The organism is Stenotrophomonas sp. FR024, from assembly GCF_047500745.2.
Lineage (GTDB): Bacteria > Pseudomonadota > Gammaproteobacteria > Xanthomonadales > Xanthomonadaceae > Stenotrophomonas > Stenotrophomonas maltophilia_A.
Map to the genome: position 1 here is coordinate 320,606 of NZ_JAXAXM020000002.1, position 19,544 is coordinate 340,149.

At 67.2% G+C, this 19,544-nt stretch carries 19 protein-coding genes; 9 read left to right on the forward strand and 10 right to left on the reverse strand.

Annotation, left to right across the window (positions count from 1 at the left end; all coding sequences use genetic code 11):
• Positions 1 to 92 precede the first annotated feature (92 nt).
• Positions 93 to 314 carry an RNA-binding S4 domain-containing protein gene (locus ACMZ91_RS03495; protein ID WP_010486399.1) on the forward strand — a complete coding sequence of 74 codons (222 nt, stop codon included), beginning with the start codon at positions 93 to 95 and terminating at the stop codon, positions 312 to 314.
• Positions 315 to 339: 25 nt separating this feature from the next.
• Here ACMZ91_RS03495 and ubiM read toward each other — a convergent pair whose 3' ends face one another.
• From ubiM to ACMZ91_RS03515, 4 genes are all read right to left on the reverse strand, one after another.
• Positions 340 to 1,518, reverse strand: coding sequence for a 5-demethoxyubiquinol-8 5-hydroxylase UbiM (gene ubiM / locus ACMZ91_RS03500; RefSeq protein WP_049461759.1), 1,179 nt, complete (start codon positions 1,516 to 1,518; stop codon positions 340 to 342).
• 80 nt (positions 1,519 to 1,598) lie between these two features.
• Positions 1,599 to 1,988, reverse strand: coding sequence for an MAPEG family protein (locus ACMZ91_RS03505; RefSeq protein ID WP_032128357.1), 390 nt, complete (start codon positions 1,986 to 1,988; stop codon positions 1,599 to 1,601).
• 11 nt (positions 1,989 to 1,999) lie between these two features.
• On the reverse strand, positions 2,000 to 2,545 hold the full coding sequence (locus ACMZ91_RS03510) for a DUF4019 domain-containing protein (RefSeq protein WP_032128358.1): 546 nt from the start codon (positions 2,543 to 2,545) through the stop codon (positions 2,000 to 2,002).
• Between the two features lie 58 nt (positions 2,546 to 2,603).
• Positions 2,604 to 3,767 (reverse strand): COG3904 family protein, encoded by a 1,164-nt coding sequence (locus tag ACMZ91_RS03515; protein WP_049461758.1) that lies wholly within the window; start codon positions 3,765 to 3,767, stop codon positions 2,604 to 2,606.
• A 425-nt stretch (positions 3,768 to 4,192) separates the two neighbouring features.
• Here ACMZ91_RS03515 and ACMZ91_RS03520 point away from each other — a divergent pair, with 425 nt between their 5' ends.
• The 3 genes from ACMZ91_RS03520 (at position 4,193) to ACMZ91_RS03530 (ending at position 7,708) form a co-directional block, all read left to right on the forward strand.
• Positions 4,193 to 5,671 carry a DNA-3-methyladenine glycosylase 2 gene (locus tag ACMZ91_RS03520; protein WP_049462404.1) on the forward strand — a complete coding sequence of 493 codons (1,479 nt, stop codon included), beginning with the start codon at positions 4,193 to 4,195 and terminating at the stop codon, positions 5,669 to 5,671.
• Positions 5,668 to 6,159 carry a methylated-DNA--[protein]-cysteine S-methyltransferase gene (locus ACMZ91_RS03525; RefSeq protein WP_049462403.1) on the forward strand — a complete coding sequence of 164 codons (492 nt, stop codon included), beginning with the start codon at positions 5,668 to 5,670 and terminating at the stop codon, positions 6,157 to 6,159. The genes ACMZ91_RS03520 and ACMZ91_RS03525 overlap by 4 nt, the downstream gene beginning before the upstream one ends.
• 298 nt (positions 6,160 to 6,457) lie before the next feature.
• Positions 6,458 to 7,708 (forward strand): alkaline phosphatase family protein, encoded by a 1,251-nt coding sequence (locus ACMZ91_RS03530; protein ID WP_049462401.1) that lies wholly within the window; start codon positions 6,458 to 6,460, stop codon positions 7,706 to 7,708.
• A 150-nt stretch (positions 7,709 to 7,858) separates the two neighbouring features.
• Here ACMZ91_RS03530 and ACMZ91_RS03535 read toward each other — a convergent pair whose 3' ends face one another.
• Both ACMZ91_RS03535 and ACMZ91_RS03540 read right to left on the reverse strand, forming a co-directional pair.
• Positions 7,859 to 8,038, reverse strand: a complete 180-nt coding sequence (locus tag ACMZ91_RS03535; protein WP_004150462.1) for a 30S ribosomal protein THX — start codon at positions 8,036 to 8,038, stop codon at positions 7,859 to 7,861.
• 110 nt (positions 8,039 to 8,148) lie between these two features.
• Complete coding sequence (locus ACMZ91_RS03540; RefSeq protein ID WP_008264835.1) at positions 8,149 to 8,562, reverse strand: MerC domain-containing protein; 414 nt, start codon at positions 8,560 to 8,562, stop codon at positions 8,149 to 8,151.
• 136 nt (positions 8,563 to 8,698) lie between these two features.
• Between ACMZ91_RS03540 and ACMZ91_RS03545 the strand changes: the two genes are divergently transcribed.
• The 5 genes from ACMZ91_RS03545 to ACMZ91_RS03565 all read left to right on the forward strand — a co-directional run bounded on the left by ACMZ91_RS03545 (position 8,699) and on the right by ACMZ91_RS03565 (position 15,290).
• Positions 8,699 to 10,921, forward strand: coding sequence for a TonB-dependent receptor (locus ACMZ91_RS03545; RefSeq protein WP_414577153.1), 2,223 nt, complete (start codon positions 8,699 to 8,701; stop codon positions 10,919 to 10,921).
• Positions 10,922 to 11,150: 229 nt separating this feature from the next.
• Positions 11,151 to 11,717: a TetR/AcrR family transcriptional regulator gene (locus tag ACMZ91_RS03550; RefSeq protein WP_010483118.1), complete on the forward strand. Its 567-nt coding sequence runs from the start codon at positions 11,151 to 11,153 to the stop codon at positions 11,715 to 11,717.
• Positions 11,717 to 13,390 carry an MFS transporter gene (locus ACMZ91_RS03555; RefSeq protein WP_414577155.1) on the forward strand — a complete coding sequence of 558 codons (1,674 nt, stop codon included), beginning with the start codon at positions 11,717 to 11,719 and terminating at the stop codon, positions 13,388 to 13,390. Before ACMZ91_RS03550 ends, ACMZ91_RS03555 begins: the two co-directional genes overlap by 1 nt.
• A 10-nt stretch (positions 13,391 to 13,400) precedes the next feature.
• Complete coding sequence (locus tag ACMZ91_RS03560; RefSeq protein WP_134951719.1) at positions 13,401 to 14,561, forward strand: HlyD family secretion protein; 1,161 nt, start codon at positions 13,401 to 13,403, stop codon at positions 14,559 to 14,561.
• Between the two features lie 75 nt (positions 14,562 to 14,636).
• The gene (locus ACMZ91_RS03565; protein ID WP_134951720.1) at positions 14,637 to 15,290 is read left to right on the forward strand and encodes a hypothetical protein; all 654 of its coding nucleotides are present in this window, start codon (positions 14,637 to 14,639) and stop codon (positions 15,288 to 15,290) included.
• A 32-nt stretch (positions 15,291 to 15,322) separates the two neighbouring features.
• Here the strand turns inward: ACMZ91_RS03565 and ACMZ91_RS03570 are convergent, their stop codons facing one another.
• The 4 genes from ACMZ91_RS03570 to ACMZ91_RS03585 all read right to left on the reverse strand — a co-directional run bounded on the left by ACMZ91_RS03570 (position 15,323) and on the right by ACMZ91_RS03585 (position 19,536).
• Positions 15,323 to 15,814: a Fur family transcriptional regulator gene (locus tag ACMZ91_RS03570; protein ID WP_004150412.1), complete on the reverse strand. Its 492-nt coding sequence runs from the start codon at positions 15,812 to 15,814 to the stop codon at positions 15,323 to 15,325.
• A 34-nt stretch (positions 15,815 to 15,848) separates the two neighbouring features.
• On the reverse strand, positions 15,849 to 17,252 hold the full coding sequence (gene gltX / locus ACMZ91_RS03575) for a glutamate--tRNA ligase (protein ID WP_049462392.1): 1,404 nt from the start codon (positions 17,250 to 17,252) through the stop codon (positions 15,849 to 15,851).
• Positions 17,253 to 17,405: 153 nt separating this feature from the next.
• Positions 17,406 to 18,983 (reverse strand): M20/M25/M40 family metallo-hydrolase, encoded by a 1,578-nt coding sequence (locus ACMZ91_RS03580; RefSeq protein WP_134951721.1) that lies wholly within the window; start codon positions 18,981 to 18,983, stop codon positions 17,406 to 17,408.
• A gap of 142 nt (positions 18,984 to 19,125) precedes the next feature.
• Positions 19,126 to 19,536, reverse strand: a complete 411-nt coding sequence (locus tag ACMZ91_RS03585; RefSeq protein ID WP_049399601.1) for a hypothetical protein — start codon at positions 19,534 to 19,536, stop codon at positions 19,126 to 19,128.
• Positions 19,537 to 19,544 lie beyond the last annotated feature (8 nt).

Here is a 19,544-nt window from a genome sequence, read left to right on the forward strand (position 1 = left end):
GCGCGTACCGTCATGACCCAAGCTGGCGCACAATACGCGCCCTCTTCACCGGCCCGGCCGCTGGCTGCGCCCTTCCCCAGGAACCCCGCTCCATGCAGATTCTCGAATTCGACCTCGACGGTGACTACGTCGAACTCAAGCAGCTGCTCAAGCTGGCCGACCTGGTCACCAGCGGCGGCGAGGCAAAGATGGTCATCGGTGACGGCCAGGTGCGGGTCGACGGCGAAGTCGAACTGCGCAAGGCCTGCAAAATCCGCGCAGGCCAGGTGGTCGAGTTCGCCGACAGCCAGATCCGGGTGCTGGCCGCCGGCTGATCTGAACGGGCTGATCTGAACCGGTTCAGGCCACGCGCTGGGTCAGGTGCGAGGCGATCAGCTGCCTGAACGGTGCCACGCCCTGTGCCAGACGCAGGCCCGCCGCGCGCAGCAGCCGCGCCGGGCGGCGATCGTCGGTATACAGGCTGGCGATGGCATTGGTGGCCTCGTACAGCGGCCGCGACGCCAGCCGGTGACCCCGCTGGTAGCTGGCCAGCATGCCGGCGGCGGCAATGTCGGCACCACGTCGCTGCTGCGCGACGATGCCCTGTGCAAGCCGCTGTGCGCTGGCCAGTCCCAGGTTGAAGCCATGCGCGGTGACCGGGTGCATGCCGACGGCGGCATCGCCGATCAGCGCCGAACGCTCGCCGACGAAACGGTGCGCGTACACACCCACCAGCGGATACGCCTGCGGCGTGGCCACTGGCTGCATGCGGCCAAGACGGTGTTCGAAGCAGGCACCGATGGCCTCACCGAAGGCCACCTCGTCCATCGCCAGCAGTTCTTCAATCTGCCGCGGTGGCAGCGTGATCACTGCTGATGCCTGGCCTTCGTTGAGCGGCAGCAACGCCATCGTGCGGCCGTAGCCGAACCATTCCCAGGCAGTGTGGTGATGATCACGCTCAACCTGCATGCGGCACACCAGCATCGACTTGCCGAAGTCGCGCATCTGCGCGCCGATGCCGAGCATGCGGCGGGTTGCGGAGAAGCGGCTGTCAGCGGCGACCAGCAGGCGCGCATGAAGTTGGATGCCGTCATCGAGTTTGACCACGTGGCCCTGCGCATCGGCCTGCACGCCCAGCACCTTGCGCCCGTCGAACAGCTCCAGGCCGTCCTGCCCCTGCACGGCATCCCATGCAGCGCGGCGGATCAGATGGTTGGGTACCAGCCAGCCCAGCGGCTGGCCGTCGACCTGGCTGCTGGCGAAGGTCAGCGCGAACGGCGAGCCGCCGTTCATCACCTTGGCATCGCGCAGTTCAGCGACTTCAGCCTGCGGCAGGCGCTGCCACAGCCCCAGCTGCTCCATGCTCTGCCGCGAGGCATGGGTCAGCGCGATCTCACGGCCATCGAAGGCGGCCTCGGCAAGGGCCTGGCGCGGTTGAACTTCGACCAGCCCGACCTGCAGGCCGCTACCGGCCAGCGCACGCGCGAAACACAGCCCCGCCGGTCCGGCGCCGACCACCACCACGTCCATCCTGCGCATGCGCGCCTCCTGCCGTTGATTCAGTCCGCGCCAGCATAGCGCCGCGCACCTGACCGGCCTTGATCTGGATCAGGCCGGGATCACAACAACGCGAACACCAGCGCCAGGATCGACAGCAGCGACACTGCCCAGACCAGGCTGCGCACGTAGGGCACGCCCGCGGCATACAGCGGCAGGTAGACCACGCGCGCCCAGAAGTAGGCCTGCGCCGCCAGCGCCGTGGTGTCGTTGCCGCGCCCGGCCACGACCACTGCGATGGCGGCGGCAGCGAAGAACGGGAACGTCTCCAGGAAGTTGGCCTGCGCACGCTGCAGGCGCCCGGCCAGCGGGCTGAGTGGCCTGGCTTCGCCATCACGCGCCGAGGCATTCCACTTCATCCCACGCTCGCGGGTGACCACGGTGGAGGTAGCGAAGATGTAGACAAAGCCCAGCAGCACCGACCAGGCCAGCATCGTCAGTTCAGTTGCCATCGATCATCTCCTCAGGGTGCCGACGCACGCAGGCTGTAACCGGCCAGGCGCCACACCTGGTCCTCGTCGAAACGGAACGAGACGAGCTCGCGTACCGGCTGCGCGCTGTTGGCGAAACGGGTCGGGAAGCTGACGTTGATGTACAGCCCCTCCGGCACCGCGGCACCGGCGCTGTACTTGACCCGGGTGATGGTCGGCTGGCCACGCCCGGCCAGCGCGCCCAGGCGCGTGCGCTCGGCAGTCAACTGACTGACGAAGGCGGCCTTCGGTACTGCACGGCGCGCGACGGCCGAAGCGCCATCCCACAACTCGCCTGCGCGGTTGGCATCGACCAGCTGCGCCGCCTTCACTGCGGCCGCGCCCATTTCCGCATCCTGCTTCTGCACCTGCGCCTGCTGCGCGGCAGTCAACGCCGGAGCGCCGGCCGTGGCCGGTTTCGCAGCCGCCGGCGATGCCGGTGCGGGGCGCGCGGGTGCCGGTGCAGGCGTGGCCGGCGCGGGTGCCTGCGCCAATGCGGTCAGGGGCAGCAGGGACAGCAGCAGGAGCACGCGCTTCATGGACACCGCCGGTTCTCGGGAAAGAACCGCAGTCTACGCCAGCGCGGTGAGCTGTTCGTCAGCGTGCGTGGGCGCTGCCTTCCACCGCTGCGGCATCGGCCTGCGCGGCAGGCGTGCCGGTGTCTGCTGGCGCCTGTTCGGCCACCGGCGGCGGCTCCGAAGGCGCAGGCGGCAGCGTTGCCACATCGATCTCCGACAGCGGGCTTTCTTCCGGGCACACCGCATCGGGGAAGCCGAAGCGCTGCTTCAACGCCTGGCCGCAGCTGTTGATCGATTCCATGTCGGCGCCTTCGTGCTTGCACTGCTGGTCGAAGGCGATCAGGAACGCGTCCTTGCGCTGCACGAAGTCGTCACCACAGGCACGCATCTGCTTGATCCGTTCCAGATCGTCCTGCACCGCGTTGGTGCCATCCAGGCCGTACTGGCGCAGTTCGTCCGGCGTCAGCAGGCGCAGGCTGCGATTGGGCACCGTCATCATCAGGTCGGCCACGCCCACCGCCACGCCGTTGCGCTGCAGATAGTCCTTCACGTTGTCGTAGACCTCGTGCAGCTCGCGGTTGAGCTCAGCGCGCGAGGTGGCCTTGGAACTGATGCGCATCATGCGGTGGATGCCGACCTTGCCCGACAGCAGCCGGTTGTCACCGGCGGCCAGCACGAACACGCAGGCGCTGTGGCAGATCGAGCCCTCGCGCACCCAGATGGTCCAGCCCGATTCACCGATGCTGTCACCGGCGACGATCGCCGATTCCACCTGGCCGCCGCTGGAGTCCAGATCGAGGATGCGCTTGTGGATCTTCTGTTCATCGGCGACCACGGCAAGTCGCCACATCATTTCGGCGAAGCCCGGATTGATCTTGCCGGCGTAACGCACACGCATCAGGCCACGCTCGGCACACGGCGCCAGGGCCTGGGAAATCTGCTCGCGCTGCAGGCCTTCCAGTTCGACACCGTCGCCGGCATCACCGGCATATTCCGTGCTGCAGCTGACCCAGGCACGACCATTTTCCAACTGCGCCTGCGGCCACGGCCGATCCGCCCGGCTGCGCGGCGGCGCCGGCGGTGGCGGTGCGTCAGCCGCATTGATCGACACCATGTTCTCGCCATCACTGGCCGGCGCCCGCGCCGCCTTGTCGGCAGCGGTCACATTGCCCGGATTCTCCAACTGACTGCAGCCCGCCAGGGCCAGGCACAACAGGGGCAACCAGCGAAATTTGGCGGACATCGGGCAACCGGGATTCATGGGAGCAAGAGGCACAGTCTACCCGTCCAGGCCGCGCATTCAGCGCGTGGCACTGAACCCCTTCTGACCCTTGGGAAAAAGCGTGTCGACCAAGGTCGACACCTACCAACAGCAAAAGCGTGCCGACCAACGGTCGGCACCCACCAACTGCAGCGACCAACTGTCAGAGGTGGGGCGGTGTGGGCTGACAGGACCGTTGGCGCCATGGATGGCGCCATCGAGCCCCCATGGACGGGTTTACGGCGTGTCCTGCCAGCCCACAGCGCCCCGCCATCCCACGGACTGCCAGCTTTTGATTGAGACGTTGACGTTGCGGGTGCAGGGCTGCAAGCCCTGCCAGAACCCCCTCCAGCATCCATGTCCGAATCCGGCGAGTATCCCCGCCCTCACACGCCTAGACTGGCGCCATGGACACCGCCCTTGCCCTCGACACCGCCGCCTGCGACCGCGCCCGCCTGGCCCGCGACGCACGCTTCGACGGCGTGTTCTACACCGCCGTGCGCAGCACCGGCATCTATTGCCGCCCCGTGTGCCCGGCACCGCCACCGAAGCCACGCAACATCACCTACTACCCGACTGCGGCCGCTGCTGCGGCAGCCGGTTACCGCCCGTGCCTGCGCTGCCGCCCCGAGCTGGCACCGCAGGCGCAGCAGGCACTGGCCGGGCAGACCGTGCAGCGCGCACTGGCCCTGATCCATGGTGGCTTCCTGCAGGAACAGCCGGTAGCCGACCTCGCAGAGAAGATCGGACTCAGCGCGCGCCAGCTGCAGCGCCTGTTCGTCGAACATCTGGGCGCAACGCCAGGGCAGATCCACGCCACCCATCGCCTGCTGCTGGCCAAGCAGCTGTTGACCGAGACCACGCTGCCGGTGACCGACGTCGCGCTGGCCGCCGGCTACAACAGCCTGCGCCGTTTCAATACCGCCTTCCTGCAGGGCTGTGGCATGGCACCGACGGCACTGCGTCGCCAGCACCAGCCGCTGGCCGCCGACGATGGCTGCCTGGTACTGCGTCTGGCATACCGGCCACCACTGGATTTCCCACGCATGCTGGCCTTCCTGCGCAAGCGCAGCCTGCCCGGCATCGAGCTGATCGGCGAAGACAGCTACCAGCGCGTGCTCGGCACACCCGAGCGCCCCACCCTGCTGCGCGTCACTGCCGACCCCAAGCGCCCGGAACTGCGCCTGCAGCTGGGCGCGGTCGATCCGCGCCTGATCCCGGACATCGTGCGCCGCGTACGTCGCGTGTTCGATCTGGACGCCGACCTGCAGCAGGTACACGCCGCGCTCGGCGAAGAGCCGCTGCTGGCGCGCGGCATTGCCGAACGTCCCGGGCTGCGCGTACCGGGCGGCTGGGATGGCTTCGAAGTGGGCGTGCGCGCGGTGCTCGGCCAACAGGTCAGCGTGGCCGCGGCCACCACCTTCGCGCGGCGGCTGGTGGATGCCTATGGCGCGCACCTGCCGGGCATGCCGCCGGAGTTCGATCGCCAGTTCCCGGCCCCCGAGCTGCTGGCCGAAGCACCACTGGAATCGATCGGCCTGCCACGCAGCCGCGCCGCCACCGTGCGTGCGCTTGCCGCCGCCTGCGCCAGCGGCGCGCTCGACTTCGGCCCGGGCCAAGCGCTGGAAGAGTTCGTTTCCCGCTGCGTGGCACTACCCGGCATCGGTCCGTGGACCGCGCAGTACATCGCCTTGCGCGGGCTCGGCCAGCCCGATGCCTTCCCGGCCGGCGATCTTGTGTTGCAGCAGGTCCTCGGCCACGCACAGGGCCAGCGCCTGAGCGAACGTGCGACCGAAGCGCGCTCGCAACCCTGGCGGCCGTGGCGCGCCTATGCCGTGCTGCACCTGTGGCACCTGTCCGGCACTTTCGTTGGAGAACCGACATGACCCTGTTGTTCGATCGTTTCGACAGCCCGATCGGCGTGCTGACCATCGCCGGTGACGAGCGTGGCCTGTCCCATGTGCTGTTCCCGGAAAACCGCCACCCGGCACGCGGCCGCGACGACTGGCACTACGCGCCGGATGCGCTGCCGGAAGCGCGCGAGCAGCTGCTGCAGTTCCTGCACGGTGAACGCAGCAGCTTCGACCTGGAGCTGGCGCCACGCGGCACGCCGTTCCAGCTGCGTGTGTGGCAGGCGCTGGCGTTGATCCCGTTCGGCCAGACCTGGAGCTACCTGCAGCTGGCGCAGCACCTGGGCCACCCCAGTGCGACCCGCGCCGTCGGCGCTGCCAATGGGCGCAATCCGCTGCCGATCATCCTGCCCTGCCATCGTGTAATCGGCAGCAACGGGGCACTGACCGGCTTCGGTGGCGGCCTGGAAACCAAGGCCGCACTGCTGCGACTGGAACAACGCCAGGCCCCGCTGTTCGCCTGAGAGGGCTGGCCGGGCTGCGCCCGGCACCCGCAGAGGCTAGAGCAACAGCAACAGCGGGCTTCCTGCGATCTGTCGGGACGGCGCACTGCGCGGCTGCTGGTAGGTGTCGACCTTGGTCGACACGGTAGATCCACGCCATGCATGGATGGAAGCATCAGGAATATGTCTGGAGAACCCCCCCTTCTTGTTGAAGGGGGCGCGCCGACAGGCGCGGGGATAAGGAAAAATGCGCGGACGCGCTGCGCCCTTCGGCGCAACGTGTCTTGGGGTGGTCATTGCACCGGCTTATCATGCGCGGATGACTTCCGTACGACTGACCTGCGCGCTGGCGCTGCTGCTGCCATTGGCCGCCTGCACCACCGCGCCCGCCCCTTCCGCCTCCGCTCCCACCGCTGTCGCTGCGGCTGCGCCGCCGAAGCTGCTGCTGATCTCGATCGACGGCCTGCGCGCCGATGCGCTGGACCGCGGCCTGACCCCGAACCTGCAGCGCCTGATCGACGGCGGCGTGCGTGCACGCTGGATGACCCCGTCCTATCCGTCGCTGACCTTCCCCAACCACTACACCATCGTCACCGGCCTGCGCCCGGACCACCACGGCATCGTCAACAACAGCATGGACGATGAAGCCCTAGGCCGGTTCGAGCTGAGCAACCGTGAGGCGGTCACCACCAGCGGCTGGTGGGGCGGCGAACCGATCTGGGTCGGCGCCGAGAACGCCGGGGTGCGTTCGGCCACCACCTCGTGGCCGGGCAGTGAATCGGAAATCCGTGGTGTGCGCCCAAGCCAATGGCGCGTGTACGACGGCAAGGAACCACTGGAGCAGCGCGCCGGCATCGTGCTGGACTGGCTTGCACAGACCGATGCCGATGCCCCCCGCCTGACCACGCTGTACATGGAGCACGTGGACAAGGCCGGCCACAACTACGGCCCCGAATCGAAGCAGTACGCCGACGCCATCGTGCGCGCCGACCAGATCGTCGGCCAGGTGCTCGATGGACTGCAGCAGCGCGGCCTGGCCGCGACCACCAACGTGATTGTGGTCTCCGACCATGGCATGGCCAGCGTCCCGGTCGGCCAGGTGATCGCCACCGAATCAATGGCCGCCCCGGCCATCGCGCGCAATGTCAGCCAGGGCCAGTCGGTGGGCTTCGCGCCGGTAGCTGGCCATGAGGCCGCCGCCGAGCGCGCACTGCTCGGTCGTCACGCGCACTACGAGTGCTGGAAGAAAGAGAACCTGCCGCCGCGCCTGCACTACGGCACCCACCCGCGCATTCCCGCCATTGTCTGCATGATGGATGAAGGCTGGGATGCCCTGCACCAGGAGAAGATCGCCAAGCGCGACCATCAGGATCGTGGCTCGCATGGCTACGACAATGCCCTGCCCTCCATGCGCGCGGTATTCGTGGCCAGCGGCCCGTCGTTCCGCCAGGGCCTGGTGATCGATGGCTTCGACAATGTCGACGTCTACCCGCTGCTGGCCGACCTGCTGCAGGTGCCGGCCGCGCCGAACGATGGCAATCCGGAAACGTTGAAGAAAACCCTGCGCTGACGCTCCTGTAGAGCCGAGCCCATGCTCGGCTGGCCGAATGCAGCCGAGCATGGGCTCGGCTCTACATAGAATCGTGTGCCGGCGTGCGCGCGGGCACAAAAAAACGCGGCGCCAGGCGCCGCGTTTTTCGTTGATCCGGTCTGGGCCGGATCAGGCCTTGGCGACGGCCTTCTTCGCCACAGCCTTCTTCGCCGGAGCCTTGGCCACGGTCTTCTTGGCAACCGGAGCGGCGGCGCCCACGGCGACCTTGCTCGCGGTGTGCGAACGGGCGTTGCCGTAGCTGGCGTTGTAGCGCTTGCCCTTGGCGGTCTTGCGGTCACCCTTACCCATGTCTTCAACTCCTCAAATGTGAAATCTGGTTACCCCGTACTGACACGGGTTCGGCGGGGCCGCCTTGCTGGGCGCCCCCGCGCACGATCGAAAATCCTATCACGGAGCGCCTAGTGCGCGCAGCTGGCGTCGTGCACGTGACCGTGGTTGAGGCGCAGGTTGACCAGATGGGCGACCCCCACCAGCAGGCCGCCGATGGTCATCACCACCGCGTGTGGCACCGCATTGTGGTGCAGCGGGTCGTACAGCACGCCGGCCCACAACGCCACCAGGCCGGGAATCAGGAAGCCCAGCGCACGCAGCGCACCATGCCGGCGGTAGCCCCAGACCAGGCTGAACAATCCGAGCAGGGTCACGAACACCACCAGCGCCTGTTCCACCCCATCGCTCAGCCAGAACGACAGGCCCAGCGACGGCGCCGCCGCCAGCAGCACGGGGATCACCGCACAGTGCACCGCGCACAGCATCGAACCAGTGGCGCCGAAACGGTCGAGCAGGTGGCGCAGGCGTGAGGACAGGGACATGACTTCCAGCAGGGTCGGCGAATCGTTATGGAATAATATAACATCTGCTCCCGACCCGCACGGTTTTCCTCCCCCTGTCCCGCTGACGGGATACGTGCGCCCAGCGATTGATACACTGTAACAAAGGACCCGCTCCATGCCCGCCCACACCCCGCGGTTGAAGCCGCATTCCCTCGCTCTGGCCCTCGCCGCCCTGCTGCCTTCGGTTGCCTTTGCCGCCGGCGATGACAGCGCTCAGCGTGACCGCCACCTGACTGAACTGTCGTCGGTGCAGGTCACCGCGTCGCCACTGCAGGGCGATGCCGAATCGCTGGCGCGCCCGGTGGAGGTACTGGCCGGCGAACGCCTGGACGAGCAGAAGGCCGGCACCCTCGGCGATACCGTGGCCAAGCTGCCGGGCGTGCAGAGCACGTTCTTCGGCCCCGGCGTCGGCCGCCCGATCATCCGCGGCCAGGAAGGCCCGCGCGTGGCCGTGCTGTCCAATGGCATGGGCAACATGGATGCCTCCACCGTCAGCGCCGACCATGCCACCAGCATCGAGCCGTTCCTGGCCGACCAGATCGAAGTGCTGAAGGGCCCGGCCACGCTGCTGTTCGGCAGTGGTGCCATCGGTGGCGCGGTCAATGTGGTGGATGGCCGCATCGCACGCGAGCTGCCGGAGCGCCCGCTCAGCGGCCGCGCCGAACTGCGCGGCAATTCGGTGAACAACGAGCGCAGCGGCATGTTCCGCCTCGATGGCGTCAGCGGCAATGTCGTGCTGCACGTGGATGGCCTGGTCCGCAACGGCGACGACTACCGAATTCCCGGCTATGCAGTGATCGACAGCCTTGAAGACCATCACGATCACGACCATGAGCACGCGGGCGAGGAAGGCGAAGAGCCGCGCCGCGGCCGCCTCGACAACAGCTCCATCCGCACCCGCGCCGGCGGCGTCGGCGCGACCTGGCTGGGCGACGGCGGCTACTTCGGCGTATCGGCCAGCACCTATCGCACCAACTACGGCATTCCCAATGGCGCGCACGTGCATGCCGATGGCGATGTTCATGGCCATGACCATGACCATGACCATGACCACGGCCACGACCATGGCGATGAAGAGGAAGGCGGCGACGAGCATGACGTGCGCATCGACATGGTGCAGAACCGCTTCGAGACCAAGGCCGGCATCTACAACCCGGTCTCGTTCCTGAAGAACATCAATGCACGCGTGGCCTACACCGACTACGAACACGTGGAGCTGGAAGCCGGAACGCCGTCCACCCGCTTCACCAACCGTGGCATCGAGGCGCGCCTGGAAGCGGTGCAGCAGCAGATCGGCGGCTGGGACGGCGCGTTCGGCCTGCAGTTCGGCAACAGTGATTTCGGTGCCAAGGGCGAAGAGGCGTTCGTTCCGGATACCGGCACGAAGAACATCGGCCTGTTCGTACTGCAGGAAAAGCAGTTCGGCCCGTTCAAGCTGGAACTGGGCGGCCGCCACGACCAGGTCAAGCTGGACCCGACCGGTGACTACCGCCGCCGCACCTTCGGCGCCACCAACCTGTCTGCGGCCGGCATCTGGAAGCTCAACGATGCCGTTGACCTGCGCATCGGCGTGGACAGCTCCGAGCGTGCACCGACCAACGAAGAGCTGTATGCCGCCGGCGCACACATCGCCACCCGCTCGCTGGAAATCGGTGACGCCAACCTGAAGACCGAGCGCGGCCAGCGCGTGGAACTGGGCATCCACACCCACAGCGAACGCCTGGACTTCTCGGCGTCGGTCTACCAGACCAAATTCAAGGACTTCATCTACCTGGCCGACACCGGCGTTACCGAGGGTCTGCCGGTCCGCGCCTGGACGCAACAGGATGCGGTGTTCCGCGGTGCCGAAGCCGAAGCGCTGGTGCACCTGTTCGAAGGCGGCGCCGGTGACTGGGATCTGCGCGTGTTCGGCGACTACGTGAAGGCCAAGCTGGATGGCAACGGCAGCCGCAACCTCGACATCGCCGTGCCGCATGGCGACCACAACCACAACTACAGCGTGGAGCTGGCCAACACCGGCTACCTGCCGCGCATCGCCCCGGCCCGCGTCGGCGCCGACCTGCGCTGGTCGAAGGACGGCTGGCGCGCCTCGGTCGGTGCGGTCCGCTACAGCCGCCAGAAGGATGTCGCCCAGAACGAAGCGCCGAGCGACGGCTACACCCTGGTCGACGCGCATCTGGCCTACCGCTGGGATCGCAACGCGAGCAACAGCTACGAGGTGTTCCTGGATGGCAGCAACCTGACCAACCGCGAAGTGCGTCCGCATACCTCGCTGCTGCGTGATTACTCGCCGCTGCCGGGCCGTGGTGTCGCATTCGGCATCCGCGCGTTCTTCTGATCGCGTAGTGGAGTCGGATCCCATTCCAGAGGAATGGGTTCTGACCCCAGCCTCAGCCCACGCATGGCGTGGATCCAATGCAAGCAGATCCGATGGGGGCCTTCTGGCCCCCATCTCTTTGTGCAGCATCCATCACGCATTCGTCACAAAGATGTGCGTACCACAACAAGCGGACAATCCCGTCACTCAAAGTCTCGCCAATCGGACACTTTTGTCCGAAAATAATTCCATGACTGCCCAACGTGCCGATGCTGCTGCCCGCCGTGCCCTCATCCTCGACGCCGCCGATCATGTGTTCGGCCAACACGGTGTCACCGCCCCGCTGGACCTGGTGGTCGAACGCGCCCAGGTGGGCCGCGCCACCCTGTACCGCAACTTCCCCGACCGCACCGCGCTGATCCAGGCACTGCTGCAACGTACGGTCGACCGTATCCGGCGCCAGGTCGAGCAGCTCGGCGACCGCGACGATGCCCTGTTCGAGGTGTTCGAGGGCATGGCCCAGCGCATCATCGATTCGCCGGCATTGGCCGATTACTGGCGGGCGGTGGATTCGGACGTGCCAGCCATGCGCACCGCGCGCGAGACCGTGCGCGATCTGCTGGAAGCACCGATCGCCCGTGCCAAGGCCGCCGGACTGTGCCGTGCCGACCTGGAGAAGACGGACATTTCACTGATCTCGGGCATGCTGGGCGCAGCCCTGCGCGGCAAGACCCGCGACGAGCGCGCCCACCTGGCCGGGCGTGCCCTGCAGCTGCTGCGCGGGGGTCTCCAGGGAGCAACCAGCGAGGCCCGCTGATGGTCCAGCCGTATCTGAAGCCGGTTCCGGATTGGGAGGAGCACGAGAAGCCGACCATGCCCGGTTCGGCGTCGATGCCCTGGCACCCACCGTATCGACGCGTGGCCTATGCACTGGTGTCGCTGCTGGTGGCGATCACCGGTGGCCTTGGCAATGCACTGGTCACCGCCAACCTGCCCTTCCTGCAGGGCCAGCTGGCACTGACGCCGACCCAGGGCAGCTGGCTGGTGGCGGCCTATGCAATGGTCAACGTCACGGCCAACCTGCTGGCCTTCAAGTTCCGCCAGCAGTACGGCATCCGCCTGTTCGCCGAGATCGGCCTGGGCCTGTACGCAGCACTGGCGGTGCTGCACCTGTTCGTTGGCAGCTTCGAGACCACGATGCTGACCCGTGCCGCCAGCGGCTTCGCTGGCGCCGCCTGTTCGACACTGGGCACGCTGTACATGCTGCAGGCGCTGCCACGACGGTTCACCGGCAATCTGCTGGTGGTTGGCGTGGGCCTCTCGCAGCTGGCGGTGCCGATCGCCTGGATCGTCTCGCCGGGCCTGGTTGATACCGGCCAGTGGCACCAGCTCTACTCGTTTGAAGCCGGGCTGGCCCTGTGCGCGTTCGCGGCAGTGGTGGTGCTGAAGCTGCCGCCCGGTATCCAGGTGAAAACCTTCGAGCCGCTGGACTTCCTCACCTTCGCCCTGCTTGCGCCGGCTGTCGCGCTGCTGGTGATCGTACTGGCGCAGGGCTACACCCGCTGGTGGCTCAACACGCCATGGCTGGGTTGGGCGCTGGTCGCCTCGATCGTGCTCTCCACCACTGCCTTCATCATCGAACACTACCGGCGCAATCCACTGCTGCAGATCCGCTGGCTGTCGAAGCTGCCGGTGCTGCACTTCATCGTCGGCGCGTTCCTGATCCGCTTCCTGACCACCGAGCAGTCCTACGGCGTGGTCAACCTGATGCGCACGCTGGGCATGGGCCCGGACCAGATGCGCCCGCTGTTCGTGGTGATACTCGCAGGTGTGGTCACCGGCATCGCCGGCGCTTCGTTGACCTTCGGCCCGAAGCGGCTGATTCCGCAGCTGCTGATGGCGATCCTGCTGTTGGGCGCAGCCGCCTTCTTCGACCAGCACCGCACCAGCCTGGACCGGCCGCACGACTTCTACGTCAGCCAGTTCCTGGCCTCGGTCGGTGCCGGCATGTTCATGGGCCCGTTGATCATGCTCGGCATCTCCGCCGCGCTGAAGCAGGGTGTGGACCACATGATCACCTTCCTGGTGACGCTGTCGATCACACAGACGCTGGGCGGCCTGGCCGGTTCGGCGGTGCTGGGTACCTTCCAGCTGCACCGCGAGCAGCTGTACTCCAGTGCATTGACCAGCCAGCTCGACCCGGCCGACCCGGTGGTGGCACAACGCCTGCGCCTCCAGCAGCAGTTGTACAGCGCACAGATCACCGACCCGGTGCTGCGCAGCGCGCAGGGCAGCGCGCAGCTGGCGCAGACCACGCGCCGCGAAGCCAACGTGCGTGGCTTCAATGATGTGTTCACGCTGAGCGGCTGGCTGGCGATCGGCTTCCTGGGCTGGTTGCTGCTGCTGTCGCTGCGCACCGCCGTGCTCAAGCAATGGCGCAAGCGCCACCCCACTTCCCCCGCTGCGGCCACGCCGGCCGCGCCCCGCTGAGTCCTCCTCCATGCCTCCCGTCCCGCCCCGCCCCGACGACATCGACGCCGACAACGTCACTCCACCGCCGCCGACCGATGCGGCGCCTGCGCCCACGCCCGCGACACCGGCTGCCGCGCCGAAGTACCTCAAGCCCAGCGCGCGCAGCGTGGTGGTGATGGTGGTGGTGGCCTTGCTGGGCATTGCGCTGATCCTGCGCGCCTGGCACCTGTGGCCGTTCACCAGCAGCGTGATGGTGACCGACAACGCCTATGTGCGCGGGCAGATCACGGTGATGGCGCCACAGGTGAACGGCTACGTGACCGAAGTGCTGGTGAAGGACTTCCAGCACGTGAGGGAGGGCGAGCCGCTGCTGCGCATCGATGACCGCATCTACACGCAGCGTGTCGCCCAGGCGCAGGCAACGCTGGACAGCGCACGTGCGGCACTGGCCAACTCGGACCAGTCGCAGGCGCAGAACCGTGCGCAGATCGCCTCCGCACACGCCACATTGTCGGCCGGCCAGGCGGAGCTGCAACGCTCGCGCAACGAGCTGAAGCGCTACGAGGAACTGGCCGCGCAGCAACTGGTGTCGGTCAACGACCGCGACAAGTTCCGCACCACCCAGGCCTCAGCACAGGCCAGCGTGCAGCAGTCGCAGGCGCAGATCCGCATCGCCGAGGAAACGCTGGTGTCGACCCAGGTGGCGCGCAAGAGCCTGGAGGCCCAGGTGGAAAGTGCACAGGCACAACTGGAACTGGCGCGCATCGACCTGGCCAACACGGTGATCCACGCACCGCGCGACGGCCAGATCAGCGAAGCCAGCGTGCGCGTGGGCCAGTACGTCGCCGCCGGTTCGCAGCTGCTGTTCCTGGTGCCTGACGCGCTATGGGTGGTGGCCAACTACAAGGAAGGCCAGACCTGGGGCATGGCGATCGGTCAGCCGGCCACGTTCTCGGTGGACGCGTTCCAGGGCCAGGTGCTGCGCGGCCGCGTGCAGGAGATCGCACCCGCCACAGGTTCGGAGTTCAGCGTGCTGCGCCCGGACAACGCCAGCGGCAACTTCACCAAGGTGGTGCAGCGGCTGCCGGTGCGGATATCGATCAATGAAGGTCAGACGCTGGCCGCACAGCTGCGGCCCGGCATGTCGGTGATCGTGCGGGTAGATACCCGGTCCAAGCCGATGGACTAGGGTGCAGGCTGCTGACTGCCTTCACCCCATTGATCCGCTACCGTTGCGGATCTGGATCAGGATCGCTGGAAGACGATGAAATTTACGACACTGGCCAGGCGGGCGGCCAAGGACACGCTGGAAGCGGAAGATCTGATCGCCTTCGTGCAGGAGCACGGCGCCGAAGGTGGCAAGGAAATTGAGCGGCTGCGGATACTGCACGGTTGGCCGGATGATGGCCTGCTGGGCGATGGTAGCCGGGTCGTACCGTTCGGCGGCTGGGCCAAGGCCTGCACCGCCTGGGGACGCCAGGGCGTGGAAGGCCTGCGCGATATGCTGGGGGACCCCCAGCTGGCAGTGTTCGCGCTCGGCACACTGGCCGATGTGAGTGGCCCCGCCGCCATTGCCGTCCTGCTGGACTTTGCCGAACGCGCTGACTGGTCGCGTGCGGGCACACCGCGTGATCTGCCCTGCCAGGCGCTTTACTGCCTCAATACCGCGCTTTCAGGGAAGACCGGCGTTGAGGTTACACCCGGCATGCAGGCGTCGATGCTGCGTATCGCCAAGCTCATCTGGGACGCCAGGGTGCCCAATGTGCATTTCCTGGCGCAGGCACTGTATTTCGTGCGCCATGCCGACCCGGTACCAGCGCTCGCCTGGGTCGAGCAGTTGCGGGTGGACGACCCTGTACTGGTCGACGCACAGCGCAGCGTCCTGAAGCGTCTGAAAGAGCACGCCGCCCGGGACTGAGCGTGCGGCTCAGTCCGGGTATGCGCCGCGACTCAGCCCGCGCAGCGCGCGCAGAGCCCGTGCACTTCCAGGGTCTGCGCCTGCGGCTGGAAGCCCAGCTCCTTGGCGCGCTTCTCCAACTGGGTGACGATCTCGCGGTCTTCCAGCTCCACCGCGCTGTGGCAGCTGTTGCAGATCAGGAACGGCACCGAGTGCGCGGCACTGCTGGGATGGTGGCAGGCCACGAAGGCATTGACCGATTCCAGCTTGTGCACGAAGCCATTGGCCATCAGGAAGTCCAGCGCACGGTAAACGGTGGGCGGGGCATCAGCGCCCACGCCCTTGCCGTTGCGCACCCATTCCAGCAGTTCATAGGCCTTGACCGGCTTGCCGGCCTCGGCGATCAGCTTCAGCACATTGGCGCGGATCGGGGTCAGGCGCAGCCCGCGTTCGCGCGAGACACGCTCGACCACCGCCACGAAATCCGATGCGTCGTGGACGTGGTGGTGCGGGGCGGTACAGGCAGTGGCGGTCTTGGCGGGCATGCGTGTTCTCCGGTTCGGGCCTGGCAAGGATGCCTCAGGCCGTTGCTACCTTGGTGATGGCCACATCAATGCGTTTCAAGGCCTGCTCGCGGCCGGCCAGGTAAACGGTATGGGAAATGTCAGGACTGACCTGGGTGCCGGTGATGGCCACGCGCAGCGGCTGGGCCACCTTGCCCATGCCGATTTCCAACGCTGCGGCCGCGTCGTGCAGGGCGACGCCCACCGACTCGGCGGTCCATTCCGGCAGGGCGGCCAGCAGCTCGCGGGCCTTGCCCAGCGCCACTTCGGCACCGGCCTTGAAGTGCTTGGCCACCGCCGCTTCGTCGTACTCGGTCAGCGGCTGGTACCAGACCACCGCCTTCTCGGCCATTTCCTTCAGGGTCTGCACGCGTTCACGCAGGGCGATCACCACGTCCTCCGGGGCGGGACCGGCAGCCACGTCCAGGCCCAGCTTCTGCAGCTGGTAGACCAGGTGCGGCACGATCGCGGACACATCCTCGGTCTTCAGGAAGTGCTGGTTGACCCAGCCCAGCTTGGCCATGTCCAGGCGCGAGGCCTTGGAATTGCAGTCCTTCACGTCGAACAGGTCGATCAGCTCCTGGCGGCTGAACAGCTCCTGGTCACCGTGCGACCAGCCCAGGCGGGCCAGGTAGCTCAGCAGCGCGTCCGGCAGGTAGCCGGCGTCCTTGTACTGCATCACGTCGGCCGCGCCGGTGCGCTTGGACAGCTTGGCGCCCTGCTCGTCCAGGATCATCGGCATGTGGCCGAACCTCGGCACCGGCGCGCCGATGCCTTCGTACAGGTTGATCTGGCGCGGGGTGTTGTTGATGTGGTCGTCGCCGCGGATGACCTCGGTGATGCCCATGTCCCAGTCGTCCACCACCACCGCGAAGTTGTAGGTGGGGTAGCCGTCCGGGCGGAAGATGACCATGTCATCCAGCTCGCTGTTGGCGATCTCGATGCGGCCCTTGATCAGGTCGTCGAACACCACCGTGCCTTGCAGCGGGTTCTTGAAGCGGATGACGCGGTTCGGGTCGTCCTTGCGCGGCAGGCCCAGTTCGCGTGCAGCGCCGTTGTAGCGCGGCTTTTCCTGCCTGGCCATGGCGGCCTCGCGCATCGCATCCAGCTCTTCGCGGGTCTCATAGGCGTAGTACGCCTTGCCGTCGGCCACCAGCTGCTCGGCCACTTCCAGGTAACGGGCGACGCGGTCGGTCTGGTAGATCGGGCCTTCGTCATAGTCCAGGCCCAGCCACTCCATCGCCTCCAGGATCGCGTCGATCGCGCCCTGGGTGCTGCGTTCACGGTCGGTGTCCTCGATGCGCAGCACGAACTCGCCGCCACGGTGGCGGGCCTCCAGCCAGCAGTACAGCGCGGTGCGGGCACCGCCGATGTGCAGGTAACCGGTGGGGCTGGGGGCGAAGCGGGTGCGGCAGGTCATGGACGGCTCGAGGAACGGGAATCCCCCGATTTTACCAGCCCGCCGCCCCCGACGGAAAAAGGGGACGGAGGGGATTAAGTCGCGATTGCCCAGCCGCTGGGCCTGCAACCGGGAAACGGAGGGGAGAAACGACTTAATCCCCTCCGTCCCCTTTTACGGTTCTACCTTGCGCGGGAAGGACTGCTCGCGCATCGCGGCGTTGTAGGCGAACGAGGCGACGATGGCTGCGGCCTGCTTCAGGTCTTCCGGTTCGGCGTGGTCCCAGGTGTCCAGGTGGCTGTGATGGACATTGGTGAAGTAGTCCAGCCGGTCCTGGATGAACTGGAAGCCCGGCAGGCCGATGCGGTCGAAGCTGATGTGGTCGGTGCTGCCGGTGTTGCGGGTGGCCACGGTGGTAGCGCCCACGTCATGGAACGGGGCCAGCCAGGCTTCGAAGATCGGCATCGCCGCCAGGTTTTCCTGTGCATAGATGCCACGGAAGCGGCCAGAGCCGTTGTCCATGTTGAAGTAGACCTGGAATTTGCCGTAGTCGCGGGTCTTCTGCAGCGCGCCGGTTGGTTCGCGCAGCGAGGCCGGCAGCGCCTTCTGCGCCGGGTCGGTGGGTTCCGGGAAACGGCCGAAGTGCTTGGCCACATAGGCCTGCGAGCCGATCAGGCCCTGTTCCTCGCCGCTCCACAGCGCCACGCGGATGGTGCGCTTGGGCTTGGCGCCGGTGGCCTTGAGGATGCGCATCGCTTCCATCATCACCGCCACGCCGGCCGCGTTGTCGGCCGCACCGGTACCACTGTGCCAGGAATCCAGGTGTGCGCCGATCATCACCACTTCATCGGGCTTGCTGCTGCCACGGATCTCGGCCAGCGTGTTGTAGCCGGGCTGGTCGGCCTCGTCGGTGAAGCGCGCAGCCACATCCACGCGCAGGCGCACGGTCTGCTTGGCCTCCAGCGCGCGCACCAGCGGATTGAAGTGCTCGCTGATCATCGCCAGCTCGGGAATGCCCACCGACTCACCCGCCTTGCGCGAGCCGCCGCCGGCAACGCGGATGATGCCGTTGTCCCAGCTGCTGATGCTGATCGAGGCCAGCGCGCCTTCTTCCACGAAGAACGCATTGACCCTGGTCGCCAGCTGCTGGCGTTCCTGGTATTCCTTGACCCGCTTCGCACGCTCGGCGGTGGCGTCCTTGTCCTTGGGCAGGGTGAACTCCTGCAGGCCCTCCAGCGAGGTGGCGTCGTGGCGGTGCGAATCCGCCTCGGTGCCGCGCTTGTACTCGCGCGCCTCGCCCAGCAGCAGGATCTTGCCGCGCAGCTTGCCGCGGTACTTCTCGATGTCCTCGGGCTTCTTGATCTCGACCTGCACCAGTTCGCCTTCGACCGGACCCTGGGTACCCGGTGTCCAGGCCTTCGGCAGCGCGTGCAGCGGCTGGATGCGGTCACCCAGCATTTCCACGCTGGCCGAAGTGAACTCCCAGCCGCGCCCGAAGTCGTCGAAGGCTTCGTCGTGGACGTTGTCCAGCTTCCATTCGTTGAACTTGCCGCGGGTCCAGGCATTGGCGCGGCCCATCGCCGGCGAGTTGGTCAGGCGCGGGCCGATGCGTTCGGTGAGGTAGCTGAAGGTGTCCATCACCTGCGAACGATGGAAGGCCTCCTGGCGGATGCGGCTGACCATGTCCAGGTCCACCGGCTCGCGCTGCTGCGCGCCTGCATTGCCACCCATCGCCAGCGCTGCGGCCAGCATGCCCCACTTCAACACATCGCACCCCTGCCCTTCGGCTCGATCATCAACCCATCGAGTCTAGCCAGCAGGGGCGCGCCGATACCGTCCCATCGGTCATGGACAGCGACAGTAGATCCAGGCCATGCGTGGATGAACAACCGAATCACCCACTCCATCCCAGCCACAACTGCGCCCGTTCCGGCAGCAGCAGCAACCAGTGCCGCCGGTCGATGCTGCTGCAGCCGTACACCGCCGCATGCGCGGGCCAGTCCTCGGGCAGGCCGCCGATGCCGATCTCGGCCAGCGCCTCCGCCCCGGCCTTCCATGGCCGGTAGCGCGGCACCCGGCCAGCCAGCGCGCCGCGTCCCTGCCGCGCGCCGTGCAGCCAGGCCAGTCCCTGGCCCTGCAATCCCTCGCAGGTCACCGCTGCCAGCTGGAAGCGGACCAGACCGGGGGCGATCCGTGCCCCGGGCAGGGCCGCCAGCACGCCATGTGCCTGCAGCAGTGCATCCACTTCCAGCAGGGCCGGAATGCCCTGCCGTGCCCGTTGCCGCAATCCCTGGCGCCAGCTCATGGCGTACT